Here is a 15,202-nt window from a genome sequence, read left to right on the forward strand (position 1 = left end):
CTCATGCCGTCACCTCCTGACGCGGTTCGGCAACCAGCGTCATGAACACCTCTTCCAGGCTGGACTGCCGGGTGGACACGTCGCGCACCTTGATCCCCTGCCCCGCCAGATCACCCAGCAGGCGCGCGATGCCCGTCCGGTCGGCGCGCGTGTCATATTCATAGGCCAGGGACCGGCCGTCGGGCGACAGGCGCAGGCCGCGATCCCCCAGCACCGCGGGAACCGCCGCCAGAGGCTCGGACAGTTCGACCGTGAGGGTCTTCTTGCCGAATTCGCCCATCAACTCCGACGTGGGTTTCACCAGCAGAAGCTGTCCCTTGTTGATGACGCCGATGCGGTCGGCCATTTCCTCGGCTTCCTCCAGGTAGTGCGTGGTCAGGATGATGGTCACGCCGTCGCGGCGAAGCTGGTCCACCACCTCCCACATCTCGCGGCGCAGGGCCACGTCCACGCCGGCCGTGGGTTCGTCCAGGAACAGCACCTTGGGCCGGTGCGCCAGGGCCTTGGCGATCAGGACGCGACGCTTCATGCCGCCGGACAGCTCGCGGGTCATGGCGTCGCGCTTGTCCCACAGCGCAAGGCTGCGCAGCACCTTTTCGATATAGGCGTCGTCGGGCCCCTCGCCGTAAAGGCCGCGCGTGAAGCGGACGCAGTTGATGACCTTCTCGAACGGCTCCAACGCGATTTCCTGCGGCACAAGGCCGATCAGCTTGCGGGCCGCGCGCCAGTCGGTGCGGATGTCGTGGCCGCCCACGCGGACCGTGCCGCCGGTGGGCACCACCAGCCCGCAGATGATCGAGATCAGCGTGGTCTTGCCCGCCCCGTTCGGGCCGAGCAGGGCGATGATCTCGCCTTCCTCGATGGTCAGGCTGACATCGCTGAGCGCCTTGGTGCCGCTGCCATACTGCTTGGAAAGGCTCTCGATCTGGATGATGCCTGTCATCGGGGTTCCTTTCACTCGTCCTCGGGGTGGTAGGGCCGGGCGTGGCGTGCGTCGGCCAGGGCGTCCACCCACCATTCCAGCCGATGCGCGAAGACCGCCATCGCCGCCTCGGCCGCAGCCGCGTCGTTGGGGTCCGTCATGTGTCCCAACTCGTCGAACTTCCGCCAGGGAGAAGCAAAGCTGACCGTATCGCGCAGCGTCACGGTATGTAATTCCGCCAGGATGATCCGCAAGGCCTCCAGCGCGCGCAAGCCGCCCGAGATGCCGCCATAGCCGATCAGCCCCACCGGCCGCGCCCACCATTCCGCGGTGACGGAATCGATCAGCGTCTTCAACTGGCCCGGCTCGGCGTGGTTGTATTCGGGCGTCACGATGACGAAGCCGTCGAGATTCGCCATCCTTTCGCGCAGGCGCTTGATCGCAGCCGCGTCGCCGGTCTGCACCGGCAGCAGATCGGGATCGGCAGGGTCGATGGTGCGCGTGGCGAATCCATGGCCTTCCAGCTGACGGATGACCCAGAAGGCCACCCGGTCGTTGATCCGGCCTTCCCGGATGGACCCCAGGATCACCCCGATGCACTTGCGTTCCGCCATGGTTGTTCCTTGCAGCTTCCAGTCCGGGATGACCGTTGAACCCCGATCCTGACGGCAGGACAAGGCGAAAGCGTCGAACAGGGCGACAGCCGCCCCGACGCCGACGTTCAAAAAGCCGGATCAGGGCGCAAGGGTTCCCGCCCCGGCCTTATCCCCGCGCCGCCAGCAGGCTTTCGTCCAGGATGTCCAGCGCCTCCTCGAACACCGCGTCGGGGATGGTCAGGGGGGCCAGAAAGCGGACCACGTTGCCGTAGACGCCGCAGGTCAGCAGGATCAGCCCGCGCTTCAAGGCCTCCTCGCGGACGCGGTTGGTGAAATCGGGGTTGGGGCTGTCGCTGCCGGGCAGGTTGAATTCCACCGCGTTCATGAAACCGGGGCCGCGGATGTCGGCGATCTGCGGGATCTGGTCGCGCGCCGCCGCCAGCCGCTGCTTCAGCCGCTGGCCCAGGCGGGTGGCGCGGTCGCAAAGGCCCTCCTCCTCGATCACGTCCAGGACGGCATGGGCCGCAGCCACGCCCAGCGGATTGCCCGCATAGGTGCCGCCCAGGCCCCCCGGGTTGGGGCTGTCCATCACCTCGGCGCGGCCCGTGACGGCGCTGATCGGCAGCCCGCCGCCAAGCCCCTTGGCCATCGTCACCAGATCGGCGGCGACGCCGTGGTGTTCCATCGCGAACAGCTTGCCGGTGCGGGCGAAGCCCGTCTGCACCTCGTCCGCGATCAGCAGCATCCCGTGATGGTCGCACAGCGCGCGCAGTTCCGCCATGAAGCCGGCGGGCACCTCGTAGAAGCCGCCCTCGCCCTGCACCGGCTCCAGGATGATGGCGGCAACGCGGGCGGGTTCCAGGTCGGCCTTGAACAGCTGCTGCAGGGCCTTCAGCGCGTCTTCCTTGCTGACGCCGTGCAGCGGGTTGGGGAACGGCAGGTGCCAGACATCGGGCATCATCGGCCCGAAGCCCGCCTTGTAGGGCTGGACCTTGCCGGTCAGCGCCATGCCCATGAAGGTGCGCCCGTGAAAGCCGCCCGCGAAGCTGACGATGCCGGGACGTCCGGTGTAATGGCGGGCGATCTTGATGGCGTTTTCCACCGCCTCGGCCCCGGTGGTGGCGAAGATGGTCTTCTTGGCGAAATCGCCGGGAACAAGCGCGTTCAGGCGCTCGGCCAGGGCGACGTAGTTTTCATAGGGCACGACCTGGTGGCAGGTGTGGGTGAAGCGGTCCAACTGCGCCTTGACGGCCTCGATCACCTTCGGATGGCGGTGGCCGGTGTTCACGACCGCGATGCCCGCCGCGAAGTCGATATAGCGGTTGCCGTCGCGGTCCCAGATCTCGGCATTCTCGGCCCGTTCGGCATAGATCTGCGTGGTCATGCCGACGCCCCGGGAAATGGCGGCGTTCTTGCGGTCGGTCATGGTCGTCATCGGAATCGCTCTCCCCTGTTGGGTTTGCGGGGATGCTAGCGCAGCGCCTGGCCGCCGAACAGCCTGCCCTTGCGCCGGACGGCAGGCCGCGCGATGCTGCCCGGACAGCAGGAGTTTCCCATGCCCATCGCCCGCGCCCTTGCCGTTCTTGCCGCCACAGCAGCCCTTGCCGCCTGTCAGGACGCGGGCGAACGGTCGGTGTCGATGCTGCGGCCGGGCAGCAGCTTCACCGTGGCCCGCATCGACGGCGCCCCCGCCCCCGCCGCCGTCACCTTCGAGGTCGGCGAGGGCAGCCGCGTCACGGGCCGCGCGCCCTGCAACCGCTACAGCGCGCAGTTGACCGAACGCGACGGCGCCATGACGGTCAGCGGCACCGTGATGACCCGCATGGCCTGCGCGGAAGCGGACCGCAACCTGGCCGAGATGCGCTTCGGCAATGCCCTGGGCAGCGTCACCGCCGCCCGCCGCGTGGCCGACGGCATCGCCCTGATCGACCCCGAGGGCAAGGAACGCATCGGCCTCGTCCCGGCCGGCGGAAGCTGACCCGGTGTTCCCGATCCGCGACCACAACCCGTCGCAGCAAAGGCCTTGGGTCACCTATGCGCTGATCGCGATCAACGGGGCGATGTTCCTGCTGACCCTGCCGATGGTGCAGGGCGGCGAATGGCTGTGGACGCGGCTGGCGCTCTATCCCCTGGCAGTGATCCAGGGCGAGCTGCTGTGGGGCCTGCTGACCCATATGTTCCTGCATGGCGGGATCATGCATTTCGCGGGCAACATGCTGTTCCTCTACATCTTCGGCGACAACCTGGAGGAACAGCTGGGCCGGCTGGGCTTCCTCGCCTTCTACCTGGCCGCCGGTCTGGTCGCGGCGGCCGCCCAGATCGCCGCCGATCCCTTCTCGACCATTCCCATGGTCGGCGCCTCGGGCGCGATCGCGGGGGTGATGGGCGGCTATCTGCTGCTGTTTCCGCGCGCCCGGGTCGATATCATCGCGATCTTCATCATCTTCTTCAAGGTCTTCACGCTGCCCGCTTGGATCGTGCTGGGTGTCTGGCTGGCGATCCAGATCTTCGGCGGCACCACCACGCCCACCGACGGGGGCGGCGTCGCCTACTGGGCCCATGCCGGCGGCTTCGGGGCCGGGGCGGTGCTTGCCCTGCCGCGCTTCCTGCGGCTTGGCGGGCGGACCTTCTGGGCGCGCACCCACGGCCATCCCCCGCATCCCGAAATCGTCTATGCCCCGACCCGCATCCCTCGGGTGGGGCGCTAGGGCTTGATCCCTGCGCTCATGTGCCGCTTGCGGCCGAAGCCGGGGCGGCGGGTGACCTGGAAGCCCGCCTCGGCCAGGGCGCGCCGCACCGCGCCAGCCGCCGTATAGGTCGCGAAGCTGCCGCCCGGCGCGGTGCAGCGCCCCACATGGGCCATGATGGCCTCGCCCCACATCTCGGGGTTCTTCGCGGGCGAGAAGCCGTCGAGAAACCAGGCATCCGTCCGCCCCTGCCAGTCCGGCAGCGTCCGCGCGACATCGCCGATCACCAGCCGCAACTCCACCTGCCCCACCCGGATCACGCCGCCACCCCAGCCTGCGCGAAGCTGCGCCGAAAGATCCGCCAGTTCAGGAAAGGCGGCATGGGCCTGTTCAAGCTGCGGCAGGCTCATCGGCCAGGCTTCGAAACTGGTCATCACGACCGGGACCGCCGCCACCTGCGCCAAGGCCAGGCAGTTCAGCCCCGTGCCGAAGCCCAGTTCCGCCACATGGAACCCCGGCCGCAGCCGCCCGGGCAGGCCATTGCCGTCCAGGAACACGTGCCGCGTCTCGGCCAACCCGCCCGCCAGGCTGAAATAGGGATCGTCGAAGCGGGTGGAGACCGGCACGCCGCCGTCGCGCCAGTCAAGCTGCGGGTGGCGGGCGGGGTCTTGATCGGATAACGCGCTCATGACCTGCAGCTAGGGGAAGGGAACCGGCTTTGACAAGCGTCACGATCATCGGCGGCGGCATCTTCGGCCTGTCCTGCGCATGGGAAATGACCCGGCGCGGCGCCCGCGTCCGGCTGTTCGAGGCCCGGCGGATCGGCGCCGGATCGTCCGGCGGCCATGTCGGCGCCCTGGCCCCGCACGCGCCGGACAACTGGAACCCCAAGAAGGCCTTCCAGCTGGACAGCCTGCTGATGGCCCCGGCCTTCTGGTCCGGGGTCGAGGCCGCGTCCGGCCTTTCCCCTGGCTACGCGCGCACCGGACGGCTGCAGCCCGTCGCCGATGCCTCTGCCGCCGAACGCCTGCGCGACCGCATCGCCGCCGCGGCCGACCGCTGGCCCGAGGATTGCGCCATGCGCCTGACTGACGCCCCGGCTGACGACCTGGTTCCCGACAGCCCCTCGGGCCTGTGGCTGTTCGACGGGCTGACCGCCCGCCTGTCCCCCCGCGCGGCAGGCGCGGCGCTTGCGACAGCCATCCGCAACCAAGGCGGAGAGATCATCGAGGGCCACGACCCCGATACCCTCGGCGGCCCGGTCCTCTGGGCCACCGGCACGCCGGGGCTGGAGGATCTGTCCCGCGACCTGGGCCGCCCCATCGGCAAGGGCGTCAAGGGGCAGTCCGCGCTGATGCGCCACGCCGCCCCCGATGCGCCTCAGGTCTTTGCCGACGGTCTGCATATCGTGCCCCATGCCGACGGAACGGTGGCAATCGGCTCAACCTCGGAAAACGACTACGCCCACCTGAACCCCGACGACCAGATCGACGCCCTGATCGCCAAGGCACGCGCCACCTGCCCGCGGCTGCACGACGCCCCGGTGATCGACCGCTGGGCGGGCGCCCGCCCCCGCGCCCGGACCCGCGCCCCGATCCTGGGTCCCTGGCCCGGCCGCCCTGGCCATTTCGTCGCCAATGGCGGCTTCAAGATCGGCTTCGGCATGGCGCCGAAGATCGCACGGGTCATGGCCGACCTGATCCTGGACGGCCATGACACCATCCCGGACGGTTTCCGCCTGGCCTGATTTCATCTTGGCGAAAATATCCCGGGGTCCGGGGCAGCGCCCCGGCCTTCGCCTGCCGTCAGGCAGGCAACGGCGATACGCCGATCACCAGCGGATGCAGGTGCAGCAACGCGGCCCAGACCAGCACCGCCAGCACCAGCCGCTGCCATGTCACCCGAAACGCCCCCGGCAGGCCCGACCGCGCCACGCCCGACAGCGCAAAGACCCCCATCCCGCCAAAGAAGATCGCGTGGGCCAGATCGCCATTGGCGACCAGATGCGCGCCCGCCCACAAGGCGAAGGCCAGAACAAGCCCCGACATGCCGGCGCCAAGCGCCCCGATCAGGATCGCCACGGGCATCGCGATGTTGACCAGCCAGCGGCTCCAGGCCGGCTGGTCCCAAAGATGCACGTAAGGCGCGCGTCCGGCCGCGACGATCAGCCAGTACAGAAGCCCGATCGACAGCAGGCTGAAGGCGGCCAGGTATCCCCGCCGCCCCAGACGACCGATCAACCAGCCGCGCGGCCCCGGCAGCGCCGGGATCATGTGCGCGCCCAGAAAACAGGCCCAAGCGGCCGCATATTCGATCCATCCGGTCATGGCCCTTCGATACCCGCTTGCGGCGCGGACCGCCAGCGGGTGAAACTGCGGCAAAAAGGACGCCCCATGACCACGCAACTGGACCACGCCTTCCAGGCCATCGACGCCGCCAATGCCCGTGACCCGAACCTCGATGAGGGCAAGCCCGCCAACCTGCTCTACGGCCAGCGCATGACCGAACAGCAGCAGCATCTGTTCCCCCAGGCCTCGGACGCGCTGCGGATCGCCTGCCGGGGCCAGCACATCGAACGCTGGCTTCTGCCGCGCGACGCCTATCCCATGGACCGGGCGGGCTATCTGCAATGGCGCCAGGAACAGGGCCGCCGCCACGCGGACCGCATCGCGGGCATCATGGCCGATGCGGGATACGCCGACGACGACATCGCCCAGGCCCGCAGGATGCTGACCAAGCAGGGTCTCAAGCGCGACCCCGAGGTGCAGGCGCTGGAGGACGTGATCTGCTTCACCTTCATCCGCTGGTATCTGGGCGACTTCATGGCGGCGATCCCGGACGAGAAGATGGACCGCATCATCCAGAAGACCGCCGCCAAGATGTCTCCCGAAGGCCGTGCCCGCGCATTGGAGGAGTTTCCGATGCCCGAGGCCCTGGCGCAATATTTCCGCGACTGATGCGACCATGACAGCCAAAGCAATCATCGTCTCCCACGGCCAGCCGGGCGATCCCGGCCCGCAGCAGCAGGCCATCGAGGATCTGGCCGCCCGCGTCGCCACCTGTGACCCCGGTTGCCCGGTCGCCGGTGCGACGTTGGCGATGCCGGGGGCACTTGCGGCCGTCGCGGATGGCGACAGCCTGATCTATCCGATGTTCATGGCCGAGGGCTGGTTCACGCGCAGCGAACTGCCCCGGCGGCTGGAAAAGGCGGGCGCGGGCGGTGCGCGGGTGCTGCGGCCCTTCGGCACCGATCCGGCCCTGCCGGGCCTGATCGTGGCCCAGGCCCATGCCGCCGCCGCTGCCCAGGGCTGGGCGCCGCAGGACACCACCCTTCTGTTGTCCGCCCATGGTTCGCAGCGGTCGCAGGCGTCCTACACCATCGCCACGGCCTTGGCCGAAAGCATCGCCCCGCAGTTCGCGCGCGTCGTCACGGGCTTCGTGGAACAGGAACCCTTCATCGCCGATGCCGCGCGGGGATTGGACCGCGCCGTCAGCCTGCCCTTCTTCGCGCTGCGGGCCGAGCATGTCCTGGACGACCTGCCGGCGGCGCTGGATCAGGCCGGCTTCCGCGGCCCCCGGCTGGACCCGATCGGCCTTGCGCCCGAGGTGCCAGCCCTGATCGCCGCCAGCATCCGCGCCGCCCTATAGCGGCTTGGCGTAATAGGCATAGCCCGCGACCTCGACGAAGCCCAGGCGGTCATAGGTCGCGCGGGCACCCGTGTTGGCGCGGCTGACGGCCAAGGCGATCCGGGTGGCGCCCCGGTCCGCCGCCCAAGCCGCCGCCTGCCGCATCATCCAGCCCGCCAGCCCCCGGCGGCGGAACTGCGGCAGGACCTCGACGGCATGGACCATCGCCACCTCGCCCAGCAGCGCGGCAAAGCCCGCCCCCGCCGCGCGGTCGTCGATGCGGCCCAGGATGGCGGTCCTGGGCCCGGCCACGCGGTCCATCACCGCCTGCCGCGCCGGATTGATGTTGCCCGCCGTCCAGATGTCGCGCTGGATCGCCAAGGGCGGCCAGATTGCGAAGGTCGTCAAGGGCGGGATCGGCTGGCCGGTCAGCGCGGACAGCGGAGCCTCCATGATCGCGGTCGGCGTCTCGCGCCGGTATCCGGCGGCACGCAGCGCATCGATCAGGCGGGTGTCGTCGTCCAAGGCCCGGAACATCGGCTGCTGGTGCCAGCCCCGGTGGATCGCCTCGGCGGCCCCGATGTCGTCAGGCCGCCATGTCCCGACCGCACGGGCCGAACTGACCCGGCCCCCGGCACCCAGGCCCCGCCCGACCCGCAGGCCCCCGGCATCGGCGTATTCCGCAGCAGGCCAGGTGTCCTCGAACGCGCGGGCCAGGGCGGCGTCCATCACAGCGCCAGGCGCTGCTTCAGCACCGCCATCGCCTCGGCCACGCGCGCCGCGTCAAGGCCGCGCACCACCAGGTTGGTGCCCCAGCCGGTGTCGTCGTGGAAGGGATAGGACCCCAGCGACAGGTCGGGATATTCGCCCGCCACGGCCTTCAGCCCCTCGGCCACGTCGCTTTCGCCTCGCCGGACCTCGACGCTTTGCGACTGGACGGGGCGGCCGGCCGACAGGCGCGGGATCAGCCAGTCCACCATGCCGCGAAACACCTCGGGGACGCCCGCCATCACATGGGTGTTGCCGATGGAGAAGCCCGGCGCGGCCGACACCGCATTGTCGATAAGCCGGGCGCCGACCGGGATGCGCGCCATGCGCAGGCGGTTTTCCGTCAACTCGTAGCCCATGCGGTCGCAGCGGGCCTGCAGCAAGGCGCGCGCGTCGGGATTGATCTCGACGGTGGTGCCATGCGCATCGGCCACCGCATCGGCGGTGATGTCGTCATGGGTGGGTCCGATCCCGCCCGAGGTGAACAGCAGGTCGTAGGCCCCGCCCAGGCTGCGGTCCAAGGCGCGGATGGCCGCGACGATCCCGTCGTGGTCGTCGGACACGACGCGGATTTCGCGCAGGTCGAAGCCGGTCGCGGACAGCACCTGCGCCAGGTGATGGGCATTGCCTTCGCGCGTGCGGCCGGACAGGATCTCGTCCCCGATCACCAGGATCGCCGCCGTCGGATTGTCGGATTGCATCGCCTGCCCCTGAAACTTGCCTCGCTCCGGTTCTATGCCCTCGCGCGGGGCTGGAACAAGTGGCCATGCGGGTCTATCTATGCGAGCGAACGAAAGGATCACCGATGGACCAGAGCCACATCACCAAGGAAGGCATTCGCATCCATGTGCGCGAGGATTTCGCGGGCATGCGCAAGGCGGGGGCCGTGGCGTCGCAGATCCTGGACGAGGTGGGGCCGCTGGTCCGCCCCGGCGTCACGACCGGCGCCCTGGACGATTTCATCACCCGCCGCGTCGAGGAACTGGGCGTGACCTCGGCCACCATCGGCTATCGCGGCTATGAACACGCAAGCTGCATCAGCGTGAACCATGTCGTCTGCCACGGCATTCCCGGCGACAAGATCCTGGCGGACGGCGACATCCTGAACATCGACGTGACGGTGATCGTGGACGGCTGGTACGGCGATTCCAGCCGGATGTACGTGGCGGGCAAGGCCTCGATCAAGGCGCGCCGCCTGATCCAGGTGACGCATGACGCGCTGATGAAGGGGATCGAGGCGGTTCGCCCGGGCGCGACCTTCGGCGACATCGGCGCGGCGATCCAGACCTATGCGGAAGGCCACGGCATGTCGGTCGTGCGCGACTTCTGCGGACATGGGCTGGGCCGGGTGTTCCACGCGCCGCCCAACGTCCTGCATTTCGGCCGCCCCGGAAAGGGCCCGGTGCTGGAGGAAGGCATGTTCTTCACCATCGAGCCGATGATCAACCTGGGCCGCCCCGAAACCAAGGTCCTGGCCGACGACTGGACCGCGGTGACGCGCGACAAGTCGCTGTCGGCGCAGTTCGAGCATTCCATCGGCGTGACGGCGAACGGCTGCGAGATCTTCACGGGGTCCGACAGGTTCTTCCCCGACCTGGGCTGACCCGCCATCTGCGTCCCGCGATGGCACCGCCGGCAGGCGTTGCCTGGGGATGCCGCCCGCACCGCGACGGTGCAGGCAGACGGGCGGCAAGAAGTCAGGCCCGGTCCGCCGGCGGCCTGACCCGCATCACCGCGCAATAAAGCGCTGGCACGAAGACCAGCGTGATCAGCGTGCCCGCGATGATGCCGCCCATCATCGCGAAGGCCATCGGACCCCAGAACACCTGCCGCGCGATCGGGATGAGCGCCAGCGACGCCGCCGCCGCCGTCAGCAGGATCGGGCGGGCGCGGCTGTCGGAGGCCTCGAACACGGCCTGCCATTGGCTGCGGCCCTTGTGCAGCAGTTCCTGGATCTCGTGCACCAGGATGACCGAGTTTCGGATCAGGATGCCGATCAGCGCCAGGATCCCCAGGATCGCGACAAAGCCCATCGGCACGCCGAAGGGGACCAGCACGGCCACCACCCCGATCAGGCCCAGGGGGGCCGCGGCAAAGACGATCAACGTCAAGCGGAAGCTTTGCATCTGAACCATGACCAGCAGCGCCATGACCAGCAGCATGACCGGCACAACGGCGGCGATGGGTTCCTGGCTGTCGGCCGAGGTCTCGACCGTGCCGCCCACGGTGATGGTCACGTCCGAGGGAAGGCCCGCCTGGAACTCGGCCACGGCGGGAGCCAGCGCATTGACCAGCGTGGCGGGCTGGTCCTTGGTCGCGATATCCGCCTTGACGGTCACGGTGGGCAGGCCGTCCCGCTGCGCGATCAAGGGTTGCTCGGTCCCGTAGTCCAGCGAGACGATCGAGGACAGCGGCGTGCCCTGCCCGCTGGCCAATCTCAGTTGCAGGTTGCGGATCGAATCGAGCGAGGTGCGGTCGTCCGCCTCTCCGCGTCCGACCACGTCGATCAGGAAGATGTCGTCGCGCAGCTGGGTGATGGTCTGGCCGGAAAACAGCGCCGACAGGATGTCGGCCACGTCCTGCGTGGTCACGCCCAGCCTGCGGGCCTGGTCCTGGTCGATTTCCAACCGCACCACCCGCGCGGGCTCGTTCCAGTCCATCGAGATGTCGCGCAGCCTCGGCTCGCCCGCCAGGACGGCCGCCAAGTTGCGCGCGGCGTCGCGGGCGGCGTCGGCATCGGGGGCGCTGACGCGATACTGGACGGGCTTGCCGACCGGCGGGCCGATCTCCAGGTTCTTGACGTAGATGTCCACGCCCGCGAATTCGCGGGCGGCGGTGTCCATCAGCAAGGCCTTCAGCCGGTCGCGCGCGGCCAGATCGGGCGTCTGGATGACGATCTGGCCCATGTAGGGGCCCGGCGTCGGCACATCCATCGCCAGAACGAAGCGCGGGGCACCGCTGCCGACATAGGACGTCCAGAACAGCACGTCCTCATTGTCCGCAAGGATCGATTCCAGACGGTCCATGTCGGCGCGGGTCCTGGCGATGGCGGTGTTCTGGCGTTCGACGATGTCCACCAGAACCTCGGTCCGGTCCGATGTCGGGAAGAACTGCTGCTCGACAAAGCGCATTCCCCAGACGGACACGGCGAACAAGGCCAGGGTGATCGCGATGACGATCCATTTCCAGCGCATCGACCACAGCAGCAGCCCGTGGAACCGCCGCCGCAACCAGCCGGGCCTTGGCTGGTGATGGGCCGCATAGGTGCGCAGGAATGTCACCCCCAGAAGGGGGGCGAACAGCACCGCGACGATCCACGAGATGACCAGCGAAACGGCGATCACCACGAACAGCGAAAAGGTGAACTCGCCCGCTGCGGAACTGTTCAGCCCGATGGGGATGAAGCCCGCCACCGTGACCAGCGTGCCGGTCAGCATCGGGAAAGCGATCGAGGTCCAGGCATAGCTGGCGGCGTTTTCCAGCGACTCGCCGATTTCCAGGCGCGAGATCATCGTCTCGATGGCGATCATCGCGTCATCGACCAGAAGCCCCAGGGCGATGATCAGCGCCCCCAGCGAGATGCGCTGCAAGGTGATGCCATACAGATCCAGGATCACGAAGGTGATCGCCAAGACCAGCGGGATGGTCAGCGTGACGACGAAACCCGCCCGCAGGCCCAGGCTGATGAAGCTGACGACAAGGACGATCAGCACAGCCTCGGCCAGGGCCTGGACGAAATGGCCCACGGCATGATCGACCACATGCGGCTGGTCCGCGACCTTGGCCATCTCGATCCCGACCGGCAGGTCGGCGGCCACGCGCGCCATCAGCGCGTCCAGATCCTTGCCGAACTCCAGGATGTTGCCGCCTTCGCGCATACCGATCTGCAGGCCGATGGCGGGCCGGCCGTTGTAGCGGAACAGCGACTGCGGCGGGTCCGCATAGGCGCGCGTGACGGTGGCCACGTCGCCGAGGTTGAAGAACCGCTCGCCCACGCGCAGGTTGACGGCGGCGATCGCGTCGGCGTCGTCGAACTGCCCGCCGACGCGGACCAGCACCTGTTCCGGCCCGGCCTGGATGACGCCCGAGGGCAGGATGGCGTTCTGCTGGGCCAGGGTGGCGACGACCTGCTGCTGGTTCAGCCCCAGCGCCGCCAGCCGCGCGGCCGAGAACTCGAGGTAGATCTGTTCCTCCTGCTCGCCCAGAAGGTCGGTCCTGCCGGCCGCGTCAAGCGCCGCGACCTGCTTGCGGATACGCTCCACCCGGTCGCGCAACTCGCGCGGGCTGAAGCCGTCGGCGGTGAAGGCATAGATGTTGCCGAACACGTCGCCGAAATCGTCGTTGAACTGAAAGCCCGCGAATTCCTGCGGAAACTCCGGCCGGATGTCCGACATCATCTCGCGCACGCGCTTCCAGACCTCGGGGACCTGGGGGCCGCGGACCGTGGGCAGAAGCTCGAGATAGACCACCGCCTGGCCGGGCGCCGTGACCGAGCGGGTGAAGTAAAGCTCGTCCAGTTCCTCGAGCTTCTTCTCGATCCGGGTTGTGACCTGGGTCAGAGTCTCGTCCACGGTGGCGCCGGGCAGCGAGGCGCTGATGACCATGATCTTGATGGTGAAGTTCGGGTCTTCCTCGCGCCCGAGGTTGTTGTAGCCGATCGTTCCCGCCACCAGCGAGATGATCAGCAGGAACCACACGAAGCTGCGGTGTTTCAGCGCCCAGTCGGACAGGTTGAAGCGGTTCATGGCTGGACCCTTGGCCCCACGGATTGGCCGTCCGTCAGGGAATTGACGCCGCGCACGACCACCTCGTCGCCGGGCCGAAGCCCTTCGCCGATCAGCACGCGGCCGTGGAGTTCGGCGGCGGGGGTGATCCGCACGGCCTCGACATGCGCCCCGTCGCCCTGGCGCAGGACGCGCCAGACATGGGGGGCGCCGTCGCGCCGGAAGATCGCCGCGCTGGACAGCATCAGCGCCGGCTCTCCGGCCGTGCCGAGCCGGGCGCGGATCAGCGCGCCCAGGCGGAAGGGCGAATCAGGCGGCAGGGTCAGGTACAGCCGCCGCGTCCGGGTGGCGGCATCGGCGATCGGGTCGATGCGGTCCAGGACGGCCCGGACCTCTCGGGTGGGGTCGGTGCGCTGCCAGACGGTGAAGACCGCCTGGTCGGGCAGGCCCGCCAGGGCGGCTTCCGGCAGGTCGATCACCGCCTCGCGCCGGTCCTCGGCCGAGAGCTGCAGGACCGGCGTTCCCGCGCTCAGGACGCTGCCCGGCGCCTCGTAGACCGCGCTGACCACGCCGGAAAAGGGCGCCGTCATCCGGGCGAAACCCTGGGTGTCCTTTGCCTGCAGCAGCGCGGACTGCGCCTGCTCGGCCCCGGCCTCGGCGGCGGCGGCGGCGCGCTGTGCCTGTTCCAGTTGCGCGGCCGTCGCCACGTTGCGTTCGGCCAGGGCCTGCGTCCGCTCCAGCGTCAGGCGCGCGGTGTCGCGCTGCACCTCGGCCGCGGCCAGGGCCGCCTCGGCGGCGCGGGTGGTCGCCGCCAGATCCTCGGCCGCAAGGTTCGCCAGGACGTCGCCCTGCGCCACCCGGTCGCCCAGATCGACATTGCGCGACACCATCCGCCCCAGCGTCTGGAAGGCCATCGTCACCTGGGTGCGGGATGCCACCACGCCGGGAACCCATCGCGCGTCCTCTCCCCTGTCCTCGACGATCTCGGACACGACGGGGCGGACATGGACCACATCCTCGGCATGGGAGCTGAAATCGAGCCATGCCGGCAGATCAAGGGCATGGGACGGCGCGGCCATGCCCAGCGCGGCCAGAAGGGCGATGATCCGCGTCATGGAAGCACCTCGGCCCGCTGGACCTGGCGGCCCGGGTAAAGCAGTTGCGAGCCGGCGCCCACGACGATGTCGCCCGCCTCGATCCCGTCGGACAGATAAACCACGTCATTGGTGAACTGGCCGATGGTCACGGGCACCAGGCTGACGCGGTTGTCGGGGTCCACCCGCCAGACCGCGGGGTGGTCCCCGTCCCGCATCAGGGCCGTCCAGGGCACGGCGATCCCCGCGTCGGTGGCGATGTCCACATGCCCCCGCACGGCCGCGCCCAGCAGGGCGGTGTCGCCCCTGATGTCGTCGATCCTAACCCGCATCGTTACCGTTCCCGTGGCCGGATCAACCAGGGGAGAGATTTCCGTGACGGTTCCGTGCATCTCGGGGCGGTCGATGTCGATGGTGTCCAGGCGCACCGGGCCGCCCATGGCGCTGTCCAGCCGGGGGTGGTCGGGAGCGTCGAACACGGCCTCCAGCCCGTCCAGCGTGGCAATGGTCAGCACCACCTGCGCCGCGCCGACGATCTGTCCCGGCGCCATGTCGCGCGCGGTGACGACGGCTTCTTCCGGCGCCCGCAGGATGGTGTCCTGGACCGCGCGCCGGGCCTGTTCCAGCGTGCTTTCGGCGCGTTCGACCGTGCCCTGCGCCTCGGACAGGACACGAAGCGCATCGTCTCGGGCGGCGCGGGTGCCGACGCCGCGGGCCAGCAGCGCCTCGGCCCGGTCGCTGGCCTGACGGGCCTGGGACAGGCCGGCGCGGGCCGCGGCCAATC

Annotated in this window: 16 protein-coding genes; 6 read left to right on the forward strand and 10 right to left on the reverse strand. The window is 69.3% G+C overall.

The features are described from left to right. Position 1: 1 nt before the first annotated feature. From J0F76_RS10125 to J0F76_RS10135, 3 genes are all read right to left on the reverse strand, one after another. Positions 2-943, reverse strand: a complete 942-nt coding sequence (locus tag J0F76_RS10125) for an ABC transporter ATP-binding protein (protein WP_207468789.1) — start codon at positions 941-943, stop codon at positions 2-4. Between the two features lie 11 nt (positions 944-954). After that, positions 955-1,536 carry an NADPH-dependent FMN reductase gene (locus tag J0F76_RS10130; protein ID WP_207468790.1) on the reverse strand — a complete coding sequence of 194 codons (582 nt, stop codon included), beginning with the start codon at positions 1,534-1,536 and terminating at the stop codon, positions 955-957. A gap of 148 nt (positions 1,537-1,684) precedes the next feature. Beyond that, positions 1,685-2,953, reverse strand: coding sequence for a 4-aminobutyrate--2-oxoglutarate transaminase (locus J0F76_RS10135; protein ID WP_207468791.1), 1,269 nt, complete (start codon positions 2,951-2,953; stop codon positions 1,685-1,687). A 120-nt stretch (positions 2,954-3,073) separates the two neighbouring features. Between J0F76_RS10135 and J0F76_RS10140 the strand changes: the two genes are divergently transcribed. Together J0F76_RS10140 and J0F76_RS10145 are read left to right on the forward strand one after the other, a co-directional pair. Next, a complete protein-coding gene (locus tag J0F76_RS10140; protein ID WP_207468792.1) occupies positions 3,074-3,496 on the forward strand; it encodes an META domain-containing protein in 423 nt (140 codons plus the stop codon). Between the two features lie 4 nt (positions 3,497-3,500). Beyond that, positions 3,501-4,226 (forward strand): rhomboid family intramembrane serine protease, encoded by a 726-nt coding sequence (locus J0F76_RS10145; protein ID WP_207468793.1) that lies wholly within the window; start codon positions 3,501-3,503, stop codon positions 4,224-4,226. Here J0F76_RS10145 and mnmC2 read toward each other — a convergent pair. Then, the gene (gene mnmC2 / locus J0F76_RS10150) at positions 4,223-4,894 is read right to left on the reverse strand and encodes a tRNA (5-methylaminomethyl-2-thiouridine)(34)-methyltransferase MnmC2 (protein ID WP_207468794.1); all 672 of its coding nucleotides are present in this window, start codon (positions 4,892-4,894) and stop codon (positions 4,223-4,225) included. The two genes, J0F76_RS10145 and mnmC2, sit on opposite strands and share 4 nt — an antisense overlap. Positions 4,895-4,923: 29 nt before the next feature. Here mnmC2 and J0F76_RS10155 point away from each other — a divergent pair, with 29 nt between their 5' ends. Further along, the gene (locus J0F76_RS10155) at positions 4,924-5,952 is read left to right on the forward strand and encodes an NAD(P)/FAD-dependent oxidoreductase (RefSeq protein WP_207468795.1); all 1,029 of its coding nucleotides are present in this window, start codon (positions 4,924-4,926) and stop codon (positions 5,950-5,952) included. 58 nt (positions 5,953-6,010) lie between these two features. On the opposite strand, the gene J0F76_RS10160 is transcribed toward J0F76_RS10155, so the two are convergent. Beyond that, the gene (locus tag J0F76_RS10160) at positions 6,011-6,532 is read right to left on the reverse strand and encodes an NnrU family protein (protein ID WP_207468796.1); all 522 of its coding nucleotides are present in this window, start codon (positions 6,530-6,532) and stop codon (positions 6,011-6,013) included. Between the two features lie 66 nt (positions 6,533-6,598). On the opposite strand from J0F76_RS10160, the gene J0F76_RS10165 reads away from it, so the two are divergent. Together J0F76_RS10165 and J0F76_RS10170 are read left to right on the forward strand one after the other, a co-directional pair. Continuing rightward, positions 6,599-7,162 carry a DUF4202 domain-containing protein gene (locus J0F76_RS10165; RefSeq protein WP_207468797.1) on the forward strand — a complete coding sequence of 188 codons (564 nt, stop codon included), beginning with the start codon at positions 6,599-6,601 and terminating at the stop codon, positions 7,160-7,162. A gap of 7 nt (positions 7,163-7,169) precedes the next feature. Then, entirely contained in the window at positions 7,170-7,853 is a 684-nt protein-coding gene (locus J0F76_RS10170) for a CbiX/SirB N-terminal domain-containing protein (protein ID WP_207468798.1), read from the forward strand. Here J0F76_RS10170 and J0F76_RS10175 read toward each other — a convergent pair. After that, positions 7,848-8,561, reverse strand: a complete 714-nt coding sequence (locus tag J0F76_RS10175) for a GNAT family N-acetyltransferase (RefSeq protein ID WP_207468799.1) — start codon at positions 8,559-8,561, stop codon at positions 7,848-7,850. The two genes, J0F76_RS10170 and J0F76_RS10175, sit on opposite strands and share 6 nt — an antisense overlap. Beyond that, entirely contained in the window at positions 8,561-9,301 is a 741-nt protein-coding gene (locus J0F76_RS10180; protein WP_207468800.1) for a competence/damage-inducible protein A, read from the reverse strand. Before J0F76_RS10180 ends, J0F76_RS10175 begins: the two co-directional genes overlap by 1 nt. Before the next feature lie 104 nt (positions 9,302-9,405). Between J0F76_RS10180 and map the strand changes: the two genes are divergently transcribed. Further along, a complete protein-coding gene (map, locus tag J0F76_RS10185; RefSeq protein ID WP_207468801.1) occupies positions 9,406-10,203 on the forward strand; it encodes a type I methionyl aminopeptidase in 798 nt (265 codons plus the stop codon). 94 nt (positions 10,204-10,297) lie between these two features. Here map and J0F76_RS10190 read toward each other — a convergent pair whose 3' ends face one another. The 3 genes from J0F76_RS10190 to J0F76_RS10200 form a co-directional block, all read right to left on the reverse strand. After that, positions 10,298-13,345 carry an efflux RND transporter permease subunit gene (locus tag J0F76_RS10190; RefSeq protein WP_207468802.1) on the reverse strand — a complete coding sequence of 1,016 codons (3,048 nt, stop codon included), beginning with the start codon at positions 13,343-13,345 and terminating at the stop codon, positions 10,298-10,300. Further along, positions 13,342-14,439 carry an efflux RND transporter periplasmic adaptor subunit gene (locus J0F76_RS10195; protein WP_207468803.1) on the reverse strand — a complete coding sequence of 366 codons (1,098 nt, stop codon included), beginning with the start codon at positions 14,437-14,439 and terminating at the stop codon, positions 13,342-13,344. Before J0F76_RS10195 ends, J0F76_RS10190 begins: the two co-directional genes overlap by 4 nt. Beyond that, positions 14,436-15,202 (reverse strand): efflux RND transporter periplasmic adaptor subunit (locus tag J0F76_RS10200; protein ID WP_207468805.1); only part of this gene is annotated, 767 nt, incomplete at its 5' end. The genes J0F76_RS10200 and J0F76_RS10195, both read right to left, overlap by 4 nt.

This window comes from Paracoccus fontiphilus, assembly GCF_017356265.1.
GTDB lineage: Bacteria > Pseudomonadota > Alphaproteobacteria > Rhodobacterales > Rhodobacteraceae > Paracoccus > Paracoccus fontiphilus.